The organism is Halovivax asiaticus JCM 14624, assembly GCF_000337515.1.
In the GTDB taxonomy this organism is placed as follows: Archaea; Halobacteriota; Halobacteria; order Halobacteriales; family Natrialbaceae; genus Halovivax; species Halovivax asiaticus.
The window spans coordinates 290,182-308,213 of sequence record NZ_AOIQ01000021.1; the positions used below are offsets into that span (position 1 = coordinate 290,182).

General features: G+C 63.8%; 26 protein-coding genes and 1 tRNA gene. 20 read left to right on the plus strand and 7 right to left on the minus strand.

The features are described 5' to 3' along the window. Positions 1–47 precede the first annotated feature (47 nt). The gene (gene pyrF / locus C479_RS13965; protein ID WP_007703858.1) at positions 48–869 is read left to right on the plus strand and encodes an orotidine-5'-phosphate decarboxylase; all 822 of its coding nucleotides are present in this window, start codon (positions 48–50) and stop codon (positions 867–869) included. Positions 870–907: 38 nt separating this feature from the next. Here pyrF and C479_RS16595 read toward each other — a convergent pair whose 3' ends face one another. Further along, entirely contained in the window at positions 908–1,084 is a 177-nt protein-coding gene (locus tag C479_RS16595) for a hypothetical protein (protein ID WP_007703860.1), read from the minus strand. Positions 1,085–1,204: 120 nt separating this feature from the next. Further along, the gene (locus C479_RS13970) at positions 1,205–1,492 is read right to left on the minus strand and encodes a hypothetical protein (protein ID WP_007703862.1); all 288 of its coding nucleotides are present in this window, start codon (positions 1,490–1,492) and stop codon (positions 1,205–1,207) included. Between the two features lie 237 nt (positions 1,493–1,729). Between C479_RS13970 and C479_RS13975 the strand changes: the two genes are divergently transcribed. Next, the gene (locus C479_RS13975; RefSeq protein ID WP_007703864.1) at positions 1,730–3,412 is read left to right on the plus strand and encodes a GTPBP1 family GTP-binding protein; all 1,683 of its coding nucleotides are present in this window, start codon (positions 1,730–1,732) and stop codon (positions 3,410–3,412) included. Between the two features lie 104 nt (positions 3,413–3,516). Here C479_RS13975 and C479_RS13980 read toward each other — a convergent pair whose 3' ends face one another. Next, the gene (locus tag C479_RS13980; RefSeq protein ID WP_007703866.1) at positions 3,517–4,020 is read right to left on the minus strand and encodes a hypothetical protein; all 504 of its coding nucleotides are present in this window, start codon (positions 4,018–4,020) and stop codon (positions 3,517–3,519) included. A 22-nt stretch (positions 4,021–4,042) separates the two neighbouring features. After that, positions 4,043–4,975, minus strand: coding sequence for a methenyltetrahydromethanopterin cyclohydrolase (mch, locus tag C479_RS13985; RefSeq protein WP_007703868.1), 933 nt, complete (start codon positions 4,973–4,975; stop codon positions 4,043–4,045). A gap of 173 nt (positions 4,976–5,148) precedes the next feature. Between mch and C479_RS13990 the strand changes: the two genes are divergently transcribed. The 18 genes from C479_RS13990 to C479_RS14075 all read left to right on the plus strand — a co-directional run bounded on the left by C479_RS13990 (position 5,149) and on the right by C479_RS14075 (position 16,158). Further along, positions 5,149–6,108, plus strand: coding sequence for a DUF106 domain-containing protein (locus C479_RS13990; protein ID WP_007703870.1), 960 nt, complete (start codon positions 5,149–5,151; stop codon positions 6,106–6,108). 244 nt (positions 6,109–6,352) lie between these two features. Beyond that, the gene (cmk, locus tag C479_RS13995) at positions 6,353–6,928 is read left to right on the plus strand and encodes a (d)CMP kinase (protein ID WP_007703872.1); all 576 of its coding nucleotides are present in this window, start codon (positions 6,353–6,355) and stop codon (positions 6,926–6,928) included. A gap of 10 nt (positions 6,929–6,938) precedes the next feature. After that, positions 6,939–7,877, plus strand: a complete 939-nt coding sequence (locus C479_RS14000) for an RNA-guided pseudouridylation complex pseudouridine synthase subunit Cbf5 (protein WP_007703873.1) — start codon at positions 6,939–6,941, stop codon at positions 7,875–7,877. Between the two features lie 84 nt (positions 7,878–7,961). After that, positions 7,962–8,032, plus strand: a tRNA-Pro gene (locus C479_RS14005). Positions 8,033–8,257: 225 nt separating this feature from the next. Further along, the gene (locus C479_RS14010) at positions 8,258–8,596 is read left to right on the plus strand and encodes a DUF7563 family protein (protein ID WP_007703874.1); all 339 of its coding nucleotides are present in this window, start codon (positions 8,258–8,260) and stop codon (positions 8,594–8,596) included. Beyond that, positions 8,593–9,195 carry a J domain-containing protein gene (locus C479_RS14015; RefSeq protein WP_007703876.1) on the plus strand — a complete coding sequence of 201 codons (603 nt, stop codon included), beginning with the start codon at positions 8,593–8,595 and terminating at the stop codon, positions 9,193–9,195. Before C479_RS14010 ends, C479_RS14015 begins: the two co-directional genes overlap by 4 nt. Beyond that, positions 9,192–9,740 (plus strand): hypothetical protein, encoded by a 549-nt coding sequence (locus tag C479_RS14020; RefSeq protein ID WP_007703879.1) that lies wholly within the window; start codon positions 9,192–9,194, stop codon positions 9,738–9,740. Before C479_RS14015 ends, C479_RS14020 begins: the two co-directional genes overlap by 4 nt. Further along, positions 9,737–10,093 (plus strand): hypothetical protein, encoded by a 357-nt coding sequence (locus C479_RS14025; RefSeq protein ID WP_007703882.1) that lies wholly within the window; start codon positions 9,737–9,739, stop codon positions 10,091–10,093. Before C479_RS14020 ends, C479_RS14025 begins: the two co-directional genes overlap by 4 nt. Before the next feature lie 189 nt (positions 10,094–10,282). Further along, complete coding sequence (locus C479_RS16305; RefSeq protein ID WP_161607177.1) at positions 10,283–10,447, plus strand: hypothetical protein; 165 nt, start codon at positions 10,283–10,285, stop codon at positions 10,445–10,447. Beyond that, positions 10,444–10,833 (plus strand): hypothetical protein, encoded by a 390-nt coding sequence (locus tag C479_RS14035; RefSeq protein ID WP_007703892.1) that lies wholly within the window; start codon positions 10,444–10,446, stop codon positions 10,831–10,833. The genes C479_RS16305 and C479_RS14035 overlap by 4 nt, the downstream gene beginning before the upstream one ends. Before the next feature lie 241 nt (positions 10,834–11,074). Next, positions 11,075–11,572 (plus strand): hypothetical protein, encoded by a 498-nt coding sequence (locus tag C479_RS14040; protein WP_007703896.1) that lies wholly within the window; start codon positions 11,075–11,077, stop codon positions 11,570–11,572. Then, positions 11,569–11,871 carry a hypothetical protein gene (locus tag C479_RS14045; protein WP_152415912.1) on the plus strand — a complete coding sequence of 101 codons (303 nt, stop codon included), beginning with the start codon at positions 11,569–11,571 and terminating at the stop codon, positions 11,869–11,871. Before C479_RS14040 ends, C479_RS14045 begins: the two co-directional genes overlap by 4 nt. Before the next feature lie 17 nt (positions 11,872–11,888). Then, positions 11,889–12,065: a hypothetical protein gene (locus C479_RS16310; protein WP_161607178.1), complete on the plus strand. Its 177-nt coding sequence runs from the start codon at positions 11,889–11,891 to the stop codon at positions 12,063–12,065. Then, positions 12,058–12,249 (plus strand): hypothetical protein, encoded by a 192-nt coding sequence (locus tag C479_RS14055; protein WP_007703911.1) that lies wholly within the window; start codon positions 12,058–12,060, stop codon positions 12,247–12,249. Before C479_RS16310 ends, C479_RS14055 begins: the two co-directional genes overlap by 8 nt. Before the next feature lie 112 nt (positions 12,250–12,361). Further along, positions 12,362–14,023 carry a winged helix-turn-helix domain-containing protein gene (locus C479_RS14060; protein ID WP_007703914.1) on the plus strand — a complete coding sequence of 554 codons (1,662 nt, stop codon included), beginning with the start codon at positions 12,362–12,364 and terminating at the stop codon, positions 14,021–14,023. 582 nt (positions 14,024–14,605) lie between these two features. Next, positions 14,606–15,226 (plus strand): hypothetical protein, encoded by a 621-nt coding sequence (locus C479_RS14065; RefSeq protein ID WP_007703917.1) that lies wholly within the window; start codon positions 14,606–14,608, stop codon positions 15,224–15,226. A gap of 42 nt (positions 15,227–15,268) precedes the next feature. After that, positions 15,269–15,877 (plus strand): hypothetical protein, encoded by a 609-nt coding sequence (locus C479_RS14070; protein WP_152415913.1) that lies wholly within the window; start codon positions 15,269–15,271, stop codon positions 15,875–15,877. A 26-nt stretch (positions 15,878–15,903) separates the two neighbouring features. Then, complete coding sequence (locus C479_RS14075) at positions 15,904–16,158, plus strand: hypothetical protein (protein ID WP_007703921.1); 255 nt, start codon at positions 15,904–15,906, stop codon at positions 16,156–16,158. On the opposite strand, the gene C479_RS14080 is transcribed toward C479_RS14075, so the two are convergent. The 3 genes from C479_RS14080 to C479_RS14085 all read right to left on the minus strand — a co-directional run bounded on the left by C479_RS14080 (position 16,119) and on the right by C479_RS14085 (position 18,016). Beyond that, positions 16,119–16,499 carry a hypothetical protein gene (locus C479_RS14080; protein WP_007703923.1) on the minus strand — a complete coding sequence of 127 codons (381 nt, stop codon included), beginning with the start codon at positions 16,497–16,499 and terminating at the stop codon, positions 16,119–16,121. The two genes, C479_RS14075 and C479_RS14080, sit on opposite strands and share 40 nt — an antisense overlap. Then, a complete protein-coding gene (locus C479_RS16315) occupies positions 16,496–16,666 on the minus strand; it encodes a hypothetical protein (protein WP_161607179.1) in 171 nt (56 codons plus the stop codon). The genes C479_RS14080 and C479_RS16315 overlap by 4 nt, the downstream gene beginning before the upstream one ends. Before the next feature lie 162 nt (positions 16,667–16,828). Next, positions 16,829–18,016, minus strand: a complete 1,188-nt coding sequence (locus C479_RS14085; RefSeq protein WP_152415914.1) for a hypothetical protein — start codon at positions 18,014–18,016, stop codon at positions 16,829–16,831. Positions 18,017–18,032 lie beyond the last annotated feature (16 nt).

Genomic DNA, 18,032 nt, shown 5'->3' on the forward strand with positions numbered 1-18,032 from the left:
GCCGCGTCGATAGCAACGTTTTCGACCCTCGTCGCGAAACGCGGGGTATGAACTTCTTCGATCGGCTGCACGACCGGATCGTCACGGTCGACAGCGTCGTCTCCGTCGGGCTCGACCCCGACCCGTCGCGCATCCCGGATCACTTGCAGGATCACGACCTTCCGCGGTGGGCGTTCAACCGGCGGATCATCGACGCGACGCACGAACACGCGGCCGTCTTCAAACCCAACGCGGCGTTCTACGAGGATGCGGACGGGTTCCGGGCCCTGGAAGAGACGATCGCGTACGCCCACGGCAAGAACGTCCCCGTCTTGCTCGACGCCAAGCGGGCGGACATCGGTAACACGACGCGACAGTACGCCGAACTCGTCGATCCCGACTCGTCAGGGCCGTCGGCGGACGCGATCACCGTCAATCCGTACATGGGTAGGGACTCGTTACAGCCGTTCTTCGCGAACGAGGAGGCCGGTGTCTTCGTCCTCTGTCGAACCTCGAACCCCGGCGGGGCGGATCTCCAGGATCTCGAACTCGAGTCCGGCGAAGCGTTGTACGAACGCGTGGCCGCACTTGCCGACCTCTGGAACGAGAACGACAACGTGGGCCTGGTCGTCGGCGCGACGAAACCCGAGGAACTCGAGGAACTCAGAGAACAGGTGCCGGACCTGCCCTTCCTCGTCCCCGGCGTCGGGGCCCAGGGTGGCGACGCGGAGGCGGCCGTCGAGTACGGCCTTGCGAACGGCGTCGGACTGGTCAACTCCTCGCGCGGGATCATTTTCGCTGGCGAGGACGCGGGCGCAGACTTCGACACGGCGGCAGGGAGGGCCGCGAAACGCCTCAAGAAACGGCTGAATCAGTACCGCGACGAGTAAGTCTCTCTCTTTGTCTACCCTCGCCACGTAGGCGCTCCCTAGAACCGGTGAATATCCGTGTCGTCGGCATCGCCCGGTTGGGCCTGCGCCGCACAATCCGCACAGAGGCCAAGCCCGCCCTCGAAGTGGACGTCACAGACGAGCGCCCCGCAGTTCTCACACCGATGCTCCGCGGGCCGTGACTCGCAGATCTGACAGAGGCCTTCGACGCTCATATTCTTCGCACGACGGCGACGGGCTTGAAAGCACGGCCGAATAGTTGCCAATCCCGTACCGCTCCTTCAATTCCGATCAGTTCGGCGTTATTCTGTCCCGTGAGGTCGATAGCGTGTCTCTCACTTTCCAGTTACCAAACTCTGACGGACGATAGGCAGCGAACTCACGACGACGGCTCCCACACCGACGTAGTACAGGAGATGCACGACGGCGAGGCCGACCCATGGAATCCCGTGTTCGGGCCCGCCCCAGCCACCGAGGAATATCGCTCCGGCGATGCTGTCGCCGAGTGTCCGTGGATCGACGAGCGTCGTCACCGCCAGTTCGTCGACGAGAACCGCGGTGACGATCCCTGGTAGCATCAACGCCAGACCGAGTGTCAGGTCTGATCGGTCAGGAGCGTGCATGTCTTGCCATTCGGTCTGGCCTGTATGTGTTTTGTGTTCAGTGACTGGTCGAGGGAATTCTTGGGGGCCGTCTCTACTCGGGGCGATTCGAGTCCTATCGTCCCTATCGTACGTAACCGGAGCCTGTCAACGGTCGCTGTCTCATCGGAGCAGACCGAAGCGGACGCCGGTCTGAGGTGGAATGCTAGCACGCATCACTGGCGAAGATTTTTCCTGTGTGAGTGGGTACCGAACTGTATGTCCCGTGACCGGGCCCTGTTGCAGCGGGCCCTGAACCGTGGCGAGGAGGACGGTGGCAACGTCGAATTCAAAGAGCGTCTCTCCCGGCACGTCCACCTGGCGGAGGGGCGACGCGAGAGTCTCGCGGCGCAGTTGCGCCATCGGGTCCTCTCTGGCGACGGAAAGGCGACTTACGTCGTTGGAGTCACCGACGATGGCGGGCTCGCCGGCATCTCGCCGGACGCGTTCTCCGAGTCGATGGACGTCCTCTCGTTGCTCGCCGAGGAAGCCGATGCCCACATCGAAGACGTCCAGACGTGGGGCGTCGATCGGTCCAACGTGGGGGCGGATTCGTCCGTCAAGGACGGGAAGACAGCCGCGTCGGAGGGAGCCGGTGAGGCCGACTCCGCGAGTGGCCTCGTCGGCGTCGCGACGGTGTGTGACGGCGCGGTACTCGAGACGGACACCGAACACGTCGTCGTCGGCACCGCCGGCCACGTCGACCACGGCAAGTCCACTCTCGTCGGCTCGCTGGTGACCGGCCGGGCTGACGACGGCGAGGGCAGCACGCGGAGCTTTCTCGACGTCAAGCCCCACGAGGTCGAACGCGGCCTCTCGGCGGACCTCTCCTACGCGGTCTACGGATTCGACGACGATGGCCCGGTTCACGTCCGGAATCCGAACCGCAAGGGCGATCGCGCGGCGGTCGTCGAGCAGGCGGATCGCCTCGTCTCGTTCGTCGACACGGTCGGCCACGAACCCTGGCTGCGGACGACGATCCGCGGCCTCGTCGGGCAGAAGCTCGACTACGGGTTACTCACTGTCGCCGCTGACGACGGGCCCACCCGCGTCACGCGCGAACACCTCGGCGTGCTCCTCGCGACGGATCTGCCGACCATGGTCGCCATCACGAAGACGGACCTCGTCGAAGACGAGCGCGTCGAAGCGGTCGAACGCGAGGTCGAACGCCTGCTTCGAGACGTCGAGAAGTCGCCGCTGTCGATCGAGCGCCACGGCGTCGACGCGGCCGTCGAGGAGATCGGCGAGACGGTCGTTCCGATCGTGCGCACGAGCGCGGTCACGACTGCGGGCCTCGACACGCTCGACGAACTCTTCGATCGACTTCCCAAGACCGCCGGCGAGGACGGCGCGTTCCGGATGTACGTCGATCGCTCCTACTCGGTGACCGGCGTCGGCGCGGTCGCTTCGGGGACGATCAAGTCGGGCGAAGTCGAAGCGGGCGACGAACTGCTCGTCGGGCCGATGGCCGACGGCGGCTTTCGCGAGGTCGAGGTCCGCTCGATCGAGATGCACTATCACCGCGTCGACCGGGCCCGGTCGGGCCGAATCGTCGGCATCGCCCTGAAGGGAATCGCCGAGTCGGCCTTAGAGCGCGGGATGGTCCTCTTGCCGGCCGACGCCGATCCCGACCCAGTCCGCGAGTTCGAGGCCGAAGTGATGGTGTTAAACCACCCGACTCGCATCGGCGACGGCTACGAACCGGTGGTTCACTTAGAGACCATCGGCGAGGCAGCCGCGTTCCATCCAGACGACGGACGCCTCCTCCCCGGGGACTCCGGGACGACCCGCGTTCGATTCAAGTTCCGCCCATACCTCGTCGAGGAGGGCCAGAAGTTCGTCTTCCGCGAGGGGCGCAGCAAGGGCGTCGGGACGGTGACCGACGTGACGCCGGTCGAGTAACCGTGATGCCGGTGGGTACTGGACACCGGGCGGATAGCTACGATACCGGTCAGGTACCCGGGACACCGGTCGGCCGGTCCTGACTTCGGCCGTCTGGTACTCGTTCAGGCTCGATAGCCGTCGCCGACGCGTTCGACCAGGTCGAACGCGACCGCCCAGCCGAGAATTCGGCGAATCCGGTCGGTCCAGTGCGCCTCGAGCTGGTCGCCGTGTCGGCGCCTAGCCGACCGCGGGATCGCGTCTGCGTCGTCGAGCCGAGCGAAGAGCGTGTTCGGTGTGAGCGGATCGTCGGCCGCTTCGAGCGTGTCGATCACCTCGTCGGCCCCGAGGACGCGATCTCGGAACGTCGGCCCGAAGCTGGGTCGATCGAGGGTGGCGGATCGTCCGGTACGTCGGTAGCCATCGGGTTCCGCTGCAGCGAGTTCGAGCGCGCGACAGAACGTCAGCCAGTCGCCGGCCTCGTCGCGCGTCTCGACGGCCGTTTCCGCCATCACGCTGGCACAACAGTCCAGATTCGGCTCCGGTGTGCTCGGCAGCGCCGATCGTACCCGCTCGAGCGTGTCGAGCGGGTCGTCGGTCGGCGGGTCGGGAAGCGGTTTGAATTGCACGGACCGGTCCTCCAGGGATGGATTACAGGTCGAAGGATTCGACGAGTACGTCTTCGTGCGTCTGGCCGAACGTGTGCGTCTCGCCGCCGATCACGTCGACGGTTACGGTCGCGGGGCCAAATAGTTCGGCCGGTGCGTCGTCGAAGTGCCAGTCCATTCCCTCGAAGATCTCGACGAACGGCACGCCGTGGTCGGCCGCGGCGGTCGACGTGATCGCGTCGAAATCGTCGAACGGTTCGCGGACGACCAGGTGAGCGCGCCCGCCGTAGGCCAGCGCGTCGGTCGTTCGGGCGATGGCCGTGCCCTCGTCGTCGGCCACGGGGGCAACCGGTGCGCGCCCGCTCGCCGAGACGATGTCGCGCGGGTCGTAGCCCAGTTCGGCCAGCCGGTAGGTCGCAAGCTCCGCGGCTCTGGCGGCGTTCGTCACGCTGCCGACGAGACTCGCGCTCGGGTACGCCAGCAGGAAGACGCCGCTGGGCTGGACGTCGGCGAACGCGGCGACCTGATCCGCGGCGGCTTCGGTCGGGGACTGGTCGGTTTCGACGGCGAGTGCGGTCAGATCGAACGTCTCCGAGTAGCCGATCCGATGGAAGACGTCCTCCTCGCCGACGAGTGCGCGGGCTGGACCGCTTCCGAGTCCCTCGAAGTCCTCTGTTGTGAGTTCCCAGCCGGCTTTCTGCGCACAGAGCAGTGACAGGGCGGGTTGGTCGGTCGAGAGTTCGACGTACGGCACCGTCGCGTTGCCGACAGTCCCGAGCTCGCGACGGAGCGTCGCGAGGCCGGCCGTCTGAATCTCTGCGAGCAACAGCCCGCCCTCCATTCCGCCGGGGTGATCGATACCGAAGTCGAGGACGGTCGACTCGGAGTCCAGCTTGGTGACGCCGACGTTCAACTCCTCGGCGTACTCGAGCGCTTCGTCGACCAGCTCGATCGCCATCCGATTCAGTTGGTCCATGCGGGCCCTACTGGCCCCCCGGTAAAACAGTTTGTCAGATAGATCGAGTCACGAGGGCCGTCTGGAGCGGGGGAGAGCGCTCGTCGAGCCGTTCGAACGGGCGACGCCGAGACTTGCTGGCGCGTGCCTGAAGAAAAAGGCTTGTATACTGGAGGTGGCCTAGGCTCGAACGAATGACCCGTACGGTGGAGAAAGTGAACTCGCTCCTTCGCGAGGACGCGGAGATGGAGTCCGCCCTCGAATCGATCAGGGAGCACGCGGACGAAAACGGGGGCGAGGTCGCGTGGGGCGACGTCAGCGACGACCTCACGAGCGGCCAGTGGGGCCGAATCATCGAACAGGGCGTGCTGGTCGATGGAAATGGGGGCTTCGAGATCGCCGATCGCGAGGCGTTCGACGAAGCCCTGGACGGTGATGGAGACGACCAACCGCTCGGCGGCGTCGAGATCGATCCCGAGGCGTCGAAGTGGTCTCAGTGGGACAAACTCGCCGGGCTGACGGCACTCTTGCTGATGATCGGCTACATGTCTGGGACCGTCCGCAACGCCGTCGGTAACACGATGAACGTGTTTCTCGGCCCGCTCGACGCGAACCTTCCGTTCTACGCCGTCATCCTCTCGATCTCCCTGCTGACCGGGCTGGCCTCGGCCCTCGTCCAGTCGAACGTCATGGACCCCGAACGGATGGGGAAGTACCAGAAGCGCATGCAGGCCGTCAGCGAGCGGACGAAGGAGGCCCAGAAGGCGCTCAAGGAAGCGAAGGAACGCGACGCCAACGAGGCCGAGATCGAACGCCTCCAGAACGAGGTCGACCGCGTCCAGAAAGAGCAGATGGAGTCGATGGGCGAGAACCTCGGTATGTTCAAAGAGCAGGGCCGGATGATGGTCTGGTCGATGCTCTTTATCATCCCGCTGTTCCTCTGGATGTACTGGAAGCTTCGCGCCTCCGGGTCGCAGGCGGTCGGTGGCATGGAAGCCCAGATGATCCTCCCGATGATCGGCGAGACGTCGTTACGTGACGGCGCGCTCGGTCCGATGCCAGCCTGGATCGTCTGGTACTTCCTGTGTTCGATGGGTTTCTCGCAGGTCATCCGCAAGGCCCTCGACATCAACATGAGCCCAACCACGGACTGAAGTTCGCCGGTCCGACTCCCCTCTTTCGCTGGTCTGCACCGAACCTGGTTCATCTGTCCGTTGTCACCGACGCTCGGTTCACGCTCCGGTGATCGAGCGTCGGTCCGTTGTCTCGCCCAACGGCCGTGATCCACGGTCGTGTGTGCTACTGTGTCGGGGCGAGTAGTGCTCAGCGGATATCCCTCCGTACGCGGGACGAACGGCGATTCAAAACCCCTTTCAGGTCCCCCCGCGCACATCGGGTATGTTACTGACCGTCTCCGGCCCACCCGGGAGCGGAAAGAGTACGACGGCGGCCTTGCTCGCCGAACACTTCGACCTCGAACACGTAAGCGGCGGAGACATATTCCGAGAACTCGCCGACGAACGAGACTACACGCCACTCGAGTTCAACAAACTCGCCGAAGAGAACGACTCGATCGATCGTGACCTCGACCGGCGTCTCCGCGAGGTCGCCGTCGAACGCGACGATCTCGTCCTCGAATCCCGGCTCGCCGGCTGGCTCGCCGGTGAGCACGCTGACTTCAAGTTCTGGCTCGATGCACCAGCCCCGGTCCGGGGTGAGCGCATCGCCGAGCGCGAAGAGAAGGATCCGGCCGCTGCGACCGAAGAGACGCGAGCTCGCGAGGCCAGCGAGGCCCAGCGCTACGAGGAGTACTACGGGATCGACATCGAGGATCTGAAGATCTACGACCTCTCGGTCAACACGGCCCGCTGGACCCCCGAGGCGGTGCTCGATATGCTCACGACCGCCGTCGAGGAGTACGACGCCGACGGTGACGAGGGCCTGGCTCCCGTCGACCTCGACGTCGACTTCTGACCCCTCACTTATGACGCTCCGTGACCCACCCGACGACCGGTCGATCGCGTCCCTGTTGAGCTTCGGCGTCGTGAACCTCGATAAGCCGTCTGGTCCCTCGTCGCACCAGGTGAGCGCCTGGATCAGAGACGCCGTCGACGACCGCCTCGCCGAAGCCGGTCACGACCCGATCGGACGAGCGGCCCACGCGGGGACGCTGGATCCCAAGGTAACCGGCTGTCTGCCCGTAATGCTGGGTGACGCGACCAGGCTCGCACAGGTGTTTCTCGAAGGGGCCAAGGAGTATATCGCTGTCCTCGAGTGCCACGGACCGGTTCCAACCGACGTCGAATCGACGCTCGCCGAATTCGAGGGGCCGATCTACCAGAAACCGCCGCGAAAGAGCGCGGTGTCGCGCCGCCTTCGCGTCCGGGAGATCTACGACATAGACGCGCTGGAGATAGAGGACCGTCGGGTCCTCCTGCGAATTCGCTGTGAGAGCGGGACCTATGTCAGGAAACTCTGTCACGACCTGGGCCTCGCACTCGGAACCGGCGCACACATGGGCGATCTGCGGCGGACGGCGACTGACCCGTTCGACGACCGCGATCTCGTCAACGCGACCGATCTGATCGATGCGCTCGCCTTCTGGATCGAGGACGACGATACGGACCCGCTCCGGTCAATGGTGGACCCCGCCGAGCGCATTCTGTCGGACCTGCCGGCGGTGACGATCGCGGAGAACGCGGCGGCGGAAGTCGCCAACGGGGCACCGGTCTACGCACCGGGAGTTCTCGACGTAGACGGCGTGGATTCCGGGCGCGATGGGGCCGACGGCGATGGGCCAGCTGACACGCCGTTGGTCGCCTGCTACACGCCGAACGGCTCGGCAGTCTGCCTCGGCAAACTGGTCGGTGATCCCGATGCGGATTCGGGAACGGTCGTCGACCTCGAACGTGTGCTAGTGTAAAGTCGAGGCGCCCGGGCCGGGATAGCAGAGTCGATCGCGCTCAAACGACACGCTTAAACGGCAACCGGCCGTCGATCCGGGTACGGGACCGTGGGGTAGTGGTATCCTCTGCGGATGGGGTCCGTAGGACCCGAGTTCGACTCTCGGCGGTCCCATCAGTAATTTTACTGGATGTAGATTACGAAGCGTAGCAGTCTCGCCATCCCAACTTCCTCAGCAATGCGTCGTTACTTCAACTACCCTTTTTAAGTGGGGTGGTGCGGCATGAGCGCCGGCGTCGAGATGACGAGCGAGCCGGTGCTCGTCTGTGAGTTCTGCGGCTTCGAGATCGAGGAGCCCGGACAGCCATGCGCCGCACTCGACGACGGGAGGTGTAGCCCATGATCGACCTGGCGGCACCCGCCGACGGGTCGACCTGCCGGAACTGCGGCAATGACGTCACGAAGCAGTTCGCCCGCGTGTTCGGCGACAACGACGATGTTGTCCACCGCTGCCCCGAGTGCGATAACTACCGACGGATGAGCCGCGCGAGCGGCGCCGGAAAGTCCCTCGAGGGACATCCGGATCCGGAGACCACGGCCGGGCATCACGGGAACGATGCGCGAGCCGACGGCGGTCGTCGACGCGATCGCGGCCAGACCTCCGTTGGGTGGCTCGTCTTCACGATCGTCATGCTCGGGCTCTCTGTCGTCCCGCTCCTGGTGGTGATGACGGCATGAGCCAGATCGACTGGCCGCTCGAACTCGATCGCCACGCGGAGGGTGAGCGTCGCGAAACGACGAAGTTCGAGGTCGAACTCTCGCAGGCGGTCGACGACCTCGAGACGGAGATGGATCGTCTCGACGTAGACGACTGGCGGCTCGAGACGGCGATGGATCACCAGTCTCAGAATCCCAACTATCCCTACGCGAACCAGCCCCAGCCCGACGATCCGGGTGCAGTGGTCAGCTGGACGATGGACGGTGAGGATTACGCGGTCGGATGTGACCGATGGACCCGCGTTCGCGACAACGTTCGCGAAATCTGTCTCTACGTGGGGGAGAAGCGGAAGATGGAGGATCGGCCCGTTTCGACGGGTCAATCCGAATTCGCCACGGCCCGCCTTCCGAGCGGAGACGGTGACGCTGTCGCGGCCGGCCCGCCGGCCCACGTCACCCTCGGTGTCCGCCCGGACGCCGATCGCGACGAGATCCGAGAGGCCTACCGCGAACGCGTCAAGGAGGTCCACCCCGACCAGAACGGCGGCGGGGATAGTGAGGCGTTCCAGCGCGTGAAGCGTGCGAGAGACGCGCTGCTCAACGGTGGTGAGTCCGCATGACGGGCGGATCCTACCGGCGCGAGTGCTGGGCGTGCGAGGCCTCGATCACGATGGCCGCGCGTTACTGCCCGCACTGCGGTGAAGTCCAGTCACACGAGGGCGACGACGTCGAACTCGCAACCGTCGAGCGTGCGGTCCTCGAGGAGTTGGTCGAGAACGCGAAGGGGAAGCTCGAAGGTGACGTGAGTCGCTTCGGACCGGACGCGACCGGCTACGATACCGACGAGTTCGCCGCGACGATCGAGGCCGCGGAGGACGCACTCGACAGCGTTCCCAGCGCCGAACTTCGCGCCGACGGCGGTACCACCGTGAGTGGGCTCGAGAGTCGCGTTGCTAAACTCGAGTCGATCATCAATCGAGAGCTCGGTTACAATCTCGGAAACCTCCCGATGGAACCACAGACGGTCGATTGCGTCTGTGGAGAGGCCTTCGAGGTAAACGTCATCAACGGCCTGGTCTGCCCCGAGTGTGGGCGTGGCTCTGACGACCGAGATCGAGCGGCAGACACAGTCACCGGTGACCCAAACGGAGGCGATCGCCCATGACGGGCTGTTCGTACTGCGGCCGGCCCGGCTGCGGCTACGACGAGTGTCCCGAGCGCCTCGAGGACAAACTCGGCGTGCCCAGCGACTACGATCCCGATTGCGAAGGCGAGCTCAAGACCGACGGCGGTACCTCCACCGACGGTGTTGACCGGCCGACGGTCGGCGTTGACACCCTGGAGTACGACGGGGCGGAGACGCACACGGACTCGGACGGAGAAGTGGTTACTCGGCACTACTACGAGTGTCCGAATTGCGGCTTTCCGATATCGACCTGGATGGATTGCCCCGAGTGTCTCTGGTACGACTCAGATACCTGGGTTAACACGCTCGCGGAGGAGGATCGGGATGTCTGAGGGCGGTATGTACCGAACCACGACCGCCGAGAAGGTCAACGTGGTCGGTTTCGTTGTCCTGTTAATCGGTATCTATTCCGGGTACTCGAAACTCTCGATGGCTGGATTCGCTGTTTCTGGCGCCTCCACCGTGTATCTTCTCACTCGTTCACTACAGGCGGCCACGGAACACGCGGAGGGATCCGACCGATGAGCCGCCCGTTAGACGTCTGGGTCGGCATCTCTCTCGGCGCGACGTCCACCTGGGCGCTGACGACGTACACGTCCTTTCCCCTGGTTGAGGCCGCGTTCGCCACTGCGATCTGCGCGATGATCGGCACGCTACTCACTCTGACCACGGGTGATGTGCGATGAGCCGCACCGAAGGCCTCGGTCGCTACGGCGTCCGCCCGCCGACGATCGTCCGCGAGCCGGCTACCGACTCGCAGGGCATCCCGATCTGCCCCGAGTGCGGCCATCCCGTCCCGCAGACCAAGCAGAGCCATCAGGTCCACCAGCCCGACGTCGTCGATCGCGACCTTCGCGAGCGCCTCGAGGGTGCGCTCGTCGTCTTCGGCTGGCGGTGTGACCAGCACGCCTACGAGATCGTGATCCCCGCGCGGTGTGACGCCGACGCCACTCACATGGTTGAGGGCTGGACTGGCGTCGGACTCGAGTTTGCCGACGGGCACGCGCGATACGTTGCTGTCCCGAAGAAGACGCTGCTCGACGTCGCCGCGGAGACGGGGGTGGGGCCATGACGGTCGCGAGTCGACCGAAGGGCCGGCCACGGTTCCCATCTGATGAGACCGAGCCAGACAGGTGTGAACTCTGTAAGAAGGCTCTCACAGACTTCTACTACGCCAACGGCGTGTCTGTGTGCGCGATCTGTTACGGGTTCAAAATGGGGTACTACGGAGTGCGCCCAGCAGATCACCCCCGGATCGGCCCCGATGTCGAAGCTGTCGAGCAGCACCTTCGTACGAACGGAGGTGAGTCGCCGTGAAATTCGATTGCTGTGCGTTCTGCGAGTACCGACACAGCCCGCAAAACACGTACAGGCGGGACGGATGGGACTACCCTCACGGCGACGAGGAAGACGTCGCTGAACCCGTTACGGAACGGATGGCGGTCCTACCTGACGGGATCTGTCTTCGCCTCACTCCTCCGTGTCAGCCGACCGTCGACGAGATACTCGAACCAGGGGCGCTGATCACGACCAGCTACAGCCCTGACCGCATTCAGAAGGTCTTCCACGTGCGTGAGCGGCCGGTATACGGAGTTCCGACTTACTCGATCGCGATCGGCGATCCCGATACGCCAGCTGGTCGCGACGGCTACCCGAAGCGCTACAGAGGCCGCAACATCAAGGAACTCGTCTATCAGGACGGTGCGATTCGGAAGCTGTTCTGGAACAACGACGACGAGATCAAGGTCGTCGGCTACGATGGAATCGAGGCCGACTACCAGGCGACGATCTCCGCGGGGTGGTCTGCGTGACGGGACTCGGTAGTCCGGACGCCAGCACGCTGACGCGCCGGCGTCGGGAGAAGCGGACGGACTTCGTGATCGAACTCTCGTTCGGCGAGCCGCTGGTAAGCTATTCGTGCCCGGGTTGCGGGACCGAAGCCCTGGCGACGCTGCTCGTCCCGACGGATGAGCCCACGTTCGGCAACTGCTCGAACTGGGACTGCGATGCGTTCCTGAAGTTTATCCACGACGGTGGCGACTCGAACGGATCGGCCGGGCACAACCGCCCGCTCGGTGCGTTCGCTACTGACGGAGGTCGATCGGCGTGAGTCGAATCGACCGCGACATGGCAGAGAAGGAGCGCGGGCTCCTCGAGCAGGACTACGCGACCCCGTGTCCGAACTGTGGCGGAGTTGTCTTCGAGTGGTCTGACTCCGATACCTGCTCTGACTGCGAAGACGCCAACGGCGAGACCACGGAACAGGCTACGCTCACGGCCGACGGGGTGAGTTCGCGTGACTGACTCGACACCGGTCTGGCTCGGTAAAGCGTTCGCTCACGCCACCTTCGCGGTCATTCCGATGTACACGGCCCTGGTGATGGTTGCTGTTGTCGATCCAGCGCCAGTCTACTGGTTCCTCGTGGGAGCCGTCGCGGTCCAGGCCATCGACGCAGCCGACGACATAGCTCACGAGGTGATTTGGTGAGCCGCGTGATCGAACCCGCCGAGTGCGAGCGTTGTGGCGCTCGCGTCGACGGGCTTCGACAGGTCTGCACTGACTGCGTGCAAGAGGTGCGCCGGGCTCGAGGTGGTCCGCTGTGAGTTCGGAGGCCTCAGCACCCGGTAACGTCGACGACGTCACCGGGACCGAGCGCGATCAATTCCCAGAGCCTCGTGCCCACGGCGCCGCCGTCATGAACCACTTTTCGGACCTGGAGGGAAAGCTCTCCGATCCGTCTCACGAGCGCGGAACGCTCTACGACCAGGCGCTCGCGTACTGGCGTGAGCATATCGGCGATCCCGAGAACCAGCCGTACCTCGCGGTCGAAGACTTCGACGCTGGGTGGCTGGGATCTGACCGCCAGCACGCGATCGTCGCGAAAAGCTCCGGCTGGAAAGCCGGCTACGGCCACGGTGACGACTATACGCAGTACTACGAGCAGCATCTCATGCTCCGCGAGGTCCGCGAGGACGAGAACGGCGAGCTGGAGTTGACCGAACCGGCGCTCTCGGCGAACGTCAACATCCAGCCGCAGTTCCGGGACATGGTCTATAAGAGCGGTGACGCCCTCGAGTGTCCCTACGGTGACGGCACGCGCGTCGTCTGCCAGACCACCTGGGCGGAGGATCCCTACGAGATCGAGCGCCGGATGTACGACATCCTTCGGGCTGTCTACGGTCCTGATGTGATCGATCTCGACGATCGCGTTCACGACGCGCGGCGAGCTGCGAAAGCCGAGGCGCACATCCGGTTCCGGATCGGGAAGAAGGCCGCCGCGATCGAGACGATCGAGCAGTCCAAGCAACTCGTCGCCTGGGGCGGCGAGGCCGAGATCGACGCCTACCAGAAGCGGATCCAGGAGGGCTGGCTCGAAGCCCGCGTCAGTAACGATCGCTGGCACCTGCTCGGTTTCGATCACCAGCCGTTCGATACCGAGGTGAAACTGTATCAGGCCGCCGCCTGGTTCAAGAAGCCGAAGACCAGCCCGTACCACCATCCGAAGCTCGAGGCCAGCTTCGACGGCGTCAACGAGGGGAAGCTCCCGCACATCGAGCAGTGGGACGAGATCATGGACTACCTGCGGAACATCGTCGCGACGCACGCACGATGGGCCGGGATTGAGCGCTCCGATCTCGTCGCCGACGACTTCTTCGACGGGCCACACTGCGCGCCCTACGAGTTCGAGAAGCCGACCGGTCGACGTCGGATGCTCCGGCGACGGTACGAGGACCTGGCGACCGACATCTACCGCGAGGCGCTGAAAGAGTCGACGACGTCCGTCTACGACATCCTGCGCGTGATCGCCGAGCACGACGGTGCGACGTACGACGAGCTCGAAGAACGCACGGGACTGGCGCGATCGACGATCCGCTACCACGTCGCCCGGCTCGCCGAGAGCGGTGTCGTGAAGCGGCTGTCGAACCCCGTGCTCGTCGTCTTCGTCTCCCAGGTCGTCCTCGAGCGGGCTCGCGAGATTCTTCGCGAGGTCCGGCCCGAAGACATGGCCGACGACATGGACGCGCGGGCCGAAGAACGCCGTGAGCGGCGCGAGGAGCGTTCGGAGACAGACAGCGACCAAGAGGACTCAGTCGACGAAACGGCGAGCGACGCGGCCAGCGATCCGGACGAGATCGGCTTCCGCTACCTGAGCGAACTTGCCGCCTCGATCCACGACGTCGCCCACCGCGTCGATCGCGACGAGCTTGACGATCGCGACGTTCGGGTTCGCGCTGACGAACTCCCACCGCCACTCCGGTAAACTCGCGGTACGTGTTCGCCCGGTCGATAGCGGTAGCTGTGTGCGGTTTGACTTTTTTGCATTGTGACCCTACAACGGTTCTACCTATTCAACTCGATAGGTCTGGGTTCTGATGGTAGTTTCACTTTCACCAGCCTGTTAACGGGTGCGTACCAGCCAGTTTGGGGCCAGTTTCTCGAGATCGACGTCAGTAGAGAACGCCTACGAGCGGATTTCTTCCCGTCGATTTCGGCCGCCTCAGCGGTTTCGGTGGCCACCGCGGTTGTCAGGTCCCCCTACGGTAGGTGCCCCTAAGGGGGCGGGGTAATCTTGCGGCGCGCAGAACGCGCGCCGCGCTGGTGGTTGGCCGGGAAGGCTGTAGACAGGCGGCTCACCAGGGTGAGGGTAGCAGAACGACAGGGTGGTACCTTGATAACCGAGATTGTCGGATGGCCTTAGGAGGGGTTCAGAAACTCTTCAGCATACTTAAAGCAGACTCAATAAAACCGCAAGGGCTGCCCAGCCCGCATCTGCAGATGATAAAGTCGAAACCACCTCTACGGCGGTACCTTTTCGTATATGTAGTCCCGTTTGGATTTCATTATGGCAGATAATGGTGACCAAATTTTCGATCATCAGGTTCAGAAGGAGCAGGAGGAATTGAACGAATTATTCGGTGAAGGGACCCTCCTACAGTTGCGGAAAGACTGTTGCGACATCTACGAGCGATTTATGGACAACTCGGACGCTACGCCAGAGGACAAGCTACAGTGGACAATCGTCGGTAAGTACGGTCTCGACGAGACCCGTAATCGATATCTCTCGATTGACCGCAGCCTGAACATGATTAATTTCATCAACCTCTTCGCATCTGCTGTTCTCGTAGGAATTCTTGTGCAGGTCTTCCAATGGATCGGCGTCCCAGCAATGTCAGAATATGTGATTTCGGTGATTGTTGGTTTGTTATTCTATTCACTTGACGCTGGTCTACTGATAGCCAAAGCCCTCGTCACCGAGGTCGCATATCCGAAAGATGATTTTTCTCCTCGATTACCGCCTGAGAAGCTGTATTTTATGGCTGCATGGAACAAGGCAGTAATTCAATCGACTACGACCTTACTGGGCCTCGTCATCTATGGCCTTATTTCATCACCTGGCTCGAAGAGCTACGAGATCGGACTGGACCTTGTTGAATGGTGGGTCAAACGTCGGTATGGGCCCTGAGTGGGCGCAGGTTTTTACGCGATGACGCGGCCAGAGACCCCGATGCACAGACATCCACAGGACGACCTAATCATCGCTGAGGCGCTTACCTGGATGGCTCGCCAGTACTCCGAAGGCTCGGAAATGTGGCATCACTGCTGGGCGATGGTTGACGAGATCGCCCACGAACATGGGCTGACGCTCGTCGAGGCGATCGAGCAGCGCGAGCCGCTGGAAGACCCGCAGTATCGGAAACTCGGAAACGGCCCTGAAACAGATACATCGGTGCCGTCCTCAGGTGTCCCCATGAATGACCGACAACTGAAACAGCAACGGAAGCGGCGGGTCATTCGCTTCGAGGTTGGCAAGCGATTGCTCGAGCTCCGCGGCGGCGACGTCGAAGCGATGGCCGATGCGATCGCGACTCGGACCTTCGATGGTCGCGTCGTCGCGCTCCGAAAACAGGGCCGCGAGGCGATTGTGGAGGGCGTGTTTGCGCCGATCGAGAAGGAGTACAAGTTGACCCGGGAGACCATCAAGCGTAGCGGTCGATTTGACTTTCACGAGGCCATTTGGCACGGGACTGATCCGCTGGAGTGGATCGAGGAGCATCGAGACGAACTCGACTGGGTCCGGCACGATCTCCGTCGGGAACTGTCCGGGGAAGATTAACGAGGGGGCGGGTTGCGGCCCGAATCATGAGCGCAACACTCGGGCTCGCCATCGAGACCGTGATCTCGTGGTTCGTCGGCCTCGGTATCGTGAAACAACTGATCGCCCTCGGGACGTTCCTCGTCGGCGGGTACTACTACGGCCTGATGCTCGTGACGGGGTTCATCGGCTGGATCGTCGGGACGATCGAGGACATCGCCGTCCGTCACCTCCTGCTCGCCGCGATCGCCGTGCTGTTCGGCTACGAGTGGGTGGTCGGCGGAGTTACGAACTTCGTGTGAGGACAGAGCGGGCTTTTTTTCCAGAGTATCGACGTCGGAGCTTCGGCCCCTTCGAACCGGCATTCGGGACAGCGGTAGACGTCGACCAGGCGGCCATCCGTGGCGTAGAGCGTTTCCGAGCAGCCCCACGCGGGACAGGTGCGATCGGTCGGTTCGAGGTCCTCCTCCGGCGGGTTCTCCCCTGGATAGGCCAGCCAGGACGTCACGCCGAGCAGCGCGATCGCCGCGATCGGGACGAGCACACCGCCGGGCCCGACGTCTTGGACGGCGAACCAGCCTATCGCGACTGCTGCGACGAGCCCCAGCGACCAGAGACCATCGTTGACGACCTTCCGGATCATGCGCCACCTCCGAGTGCCGTCCGCTCGTCGAACCAGAGCCACTCGTCCGGTGACCGGCCTCGAGCGGCAGCTGGTAGCTGGGAGATCTCGACGTCGACGGTCCAGCCGACGACGCCGGTCGAGATCGCGACGATCGCCCACAGTACGATCGAGATCGGGCCGATCATGAGTTAGTCGCACCCCGTGGTTCGGTCAATTCGGGTCGCGCTCGCGCGAGCGCCCGCGCATAATGCGCGCCCGCCGGCGTGGCGCGTAGGCGGGCCCCCTGTGACCGTTGACCGGTGCGCTGTCTGTCCGCCGTCCCTCGATTTCCCTGTTGAAGACGTTCATCAGTCATCTGCGGTCCCCGCTGGCTTGACGACGCCGCTGTCCGGACTGCCTTGATTCTCCGGATCCAGGCCCAGAGACTCCCGATCCCAGCGGTCAACCGCATTCGACACGGTTCCCTTTGAACAGCCGACGCGATCGGCGACCTTCTGGTAACTGAGATCGGTCGTGTAGTAGACTCTCGCGATGATCCGGTATTTGAGCGCGGTCAGGTCCTCCTTCGGGACGTAGCCAGCCGGGACGTCGGCTTCTTCGTCGCCCCAGGACCATTCGGCCATGTCCTCGGTATCGTAGCCCCAGGTTGCGTCTGGGATCCCTCGCAGCGAGAGTTTCGGATCGACCGGTTCGCGGTCTTTGATGCCGCCGTAGACCGTCGCCCGTTTCTGCGAGTCTTTGGCGACGAAGTCAGCCATCGACCTGATCAGCAGATGGACGTCGCCGCGATCGTGGCCGATGAACCCGAGGTTGACACCGTTCTTCCGGGCCTTCTTGACCAGGCTCCCCATCTTGCGGACGACCTTCTGCGCGAGCGCGCCATCCTGAGCGGTGAGCTCGCTCGAGGCCTCGTCGAACCAGTACCAGCGCACCTCGTCACTCGAACCCCGGTCGCACCAGTCGACGAGATCGGGATGGTTGTTGATCATCCGCCAGTTGACGTCACCCGTCGGTTGGATGCTGAAGTTGGTCGCGAACTCGGGTTCGGGGATGTCGTTCGGTTCGAGACCGTCGGTCTCCTCCGCAATCGTCCGGGCTCGCCGGTAGTGCCGATCGACGGCTTGCATGCAGCGGACCGCCCACGATGTCTTCCCCATCCCCATGTGTCCGGCCACGTAGACGAGTTTGCACGCTTCGTCGTGACAGAGCCAGTCCTCGAGGGCGTCCTCGCCGTCGACGCCGCTGATGTCCCGGGAGTAGCTTGGGATGCCGGTGAGGAACGCGGCCGTCGATTTGTCGCCGTCGCGGATGGCTCGGGCGGCCGTCTCCGTCCCCTGCGTCTGCAGGATGCGACGCGCCCAGTTCGTATCCCAGAACTCGTTTGGTAGATCTGGGTGGGCGGTGTTGTCGTAGACCTGCGAGGCGAACAGGACGAGTTCGCGGATGTCGGGATCCTCGATCAGGCCGGCGACGCGAGCCACGTCGTGGTGGTCGACGTCCAGGCGACCGAGCGTGTATTCGCGCAGTTCTCTCATCGGCCCGTGAGAGTTC

Coding starts and splice junctions, on each gene's coding strand:
- C479_RS16305 (WP_161607177.1), top strand. CDS start 10,283: ATGAGCCGCCCGTTAGACGTCTGGGTCGGCATCTCTCTCGGCGCGACG.
- C479_RS14035 (WP_007703892.1), top strand. CDS start 10,444: ATGAGCCGCACCGAAGGCCTCGGTCGCTACGGCGTCCGCCCGCCGACG.
- C479_RS14025 (WP_007703882.1), top strand. CDS start 9,737: ATGACGGGCTGTTCGTACTGCGGCCGGCCCGGCTGCGGCTACGACGAG.
- pyrF (WP_007703858.1), top strand. CDS start 48: ATGAACTTCTTCGATCGGCTGCACGACCGGATCGTCACGGTCGACAGC.
- C479_RS14015 (WP_007703876.1), top strand. CDS start 8,593: ATGAGCCAGATCGACTGGCCGCTCGAACTCGATCGCCACGCGGAGGGT.
- C479_RS14010 (WP_007703874.1), top strand. CDS start 8,258: ATGATCGACCTGGCGGCACCCGCCGACGGGTCGACCTGCCGGAACTGC.
- C479_RS14065 (WP_007703917.1), top strand. CDS start 14,606: ATGGCAGATAATGGTGACCAAATTTTCGATCATCAGGTTCAGAAGGAG.
- C479_RS14020 (WP_007703879.1), top strand. CDS start 9,192: ATGACGGGCGGATCCTACCGGCGCGAGTGCTGGGCGTGCGAGGCCTCG.
- C479_RS14075 (WP_007703921.1), top strand. CDS start 15,904: ATGAGCGCAACACTCGGGCTCGCCATCGAGACCGTGATCTCGTGGTTC.
- C479_RS16315 (WP_161607179.1), bottom strand. CDS start 16,666: ATGATCGGCCCGATCTCGATCGTACTGTGGGCGATCGTCGCGATCTCG.
- C479_RS16595 (WP_007703860.1), bottom strand. CDS start 1,084: ATGAGCGTCGAAGGCCTCTGTCAGATCTGCGAGTCACGGCCCGCGGAG.
- C479_RS13975 (WP_007703864.1), top strand. CDS start 1,730: ATGTCCCGTGACCGGGCCCTGTTGCAGCGGGCCCTGAACCGTGGCGAG.
- C479_RS14000 (WP_007703873.1), top strand. CDS start 6,939: ATGACGCTCCGTGACCCACCCGACGACCGGTCGATCGCGTCCCTGTTG.
- cmk (WP_007703872.1), top strand. CDS start 6,353: ATGTTACTGACCGTCTCCGGCCCACCCGGGAGCGGAAAGAGTACGACG.
- C479_RS14080 (WP_007703923.1), bottom strand. CDS start 16,499: ATGATCCGGAAGGTCGTCAACGATGGTCTCTGGTCGCTGGGGCTCGTC.
- C479_RS14085 (WP_152415914.1), bottom strand. CDS start 18,016: ATGAGAGAACTGCGCGAATACACGCTCGGTCGCCTGGACGTCGACCAC.
- C479_RS16310 (WP_161607178.1), top strand. CDS start 11,889: ATGGCAGAGAAGGAGCGCGGGCTCCTCGAGCAGGACTACGCGACCCCG.
- C479_RS13990 (WP_007703870.1), top strand. CDS start 5,149: ATGACCCGTACGGTGGAGAAAGTGAACTCGCTCCTTCGCGAGGACGCG.
- C479_RS13970 (WP_007703862.1), bottom strand. CDS start 1,492: ATGCACGCTCCTGACCGATCAGACCTGACACTCGGTCTGGCGTTGATG.
- mch (WP_007703868.1), bottom strand. CDS start 4,975: ATGGACCAACTGAATCGGATGGCGATCGAGCTGGTCGACGAAGCGCTC.
- C479_RS14070 (WP_152415913.1), top strand. CDS start 15,269: ATGCACAGACATCCACAGGACGACCTAATCATCGCTGAGGCGCTTACC.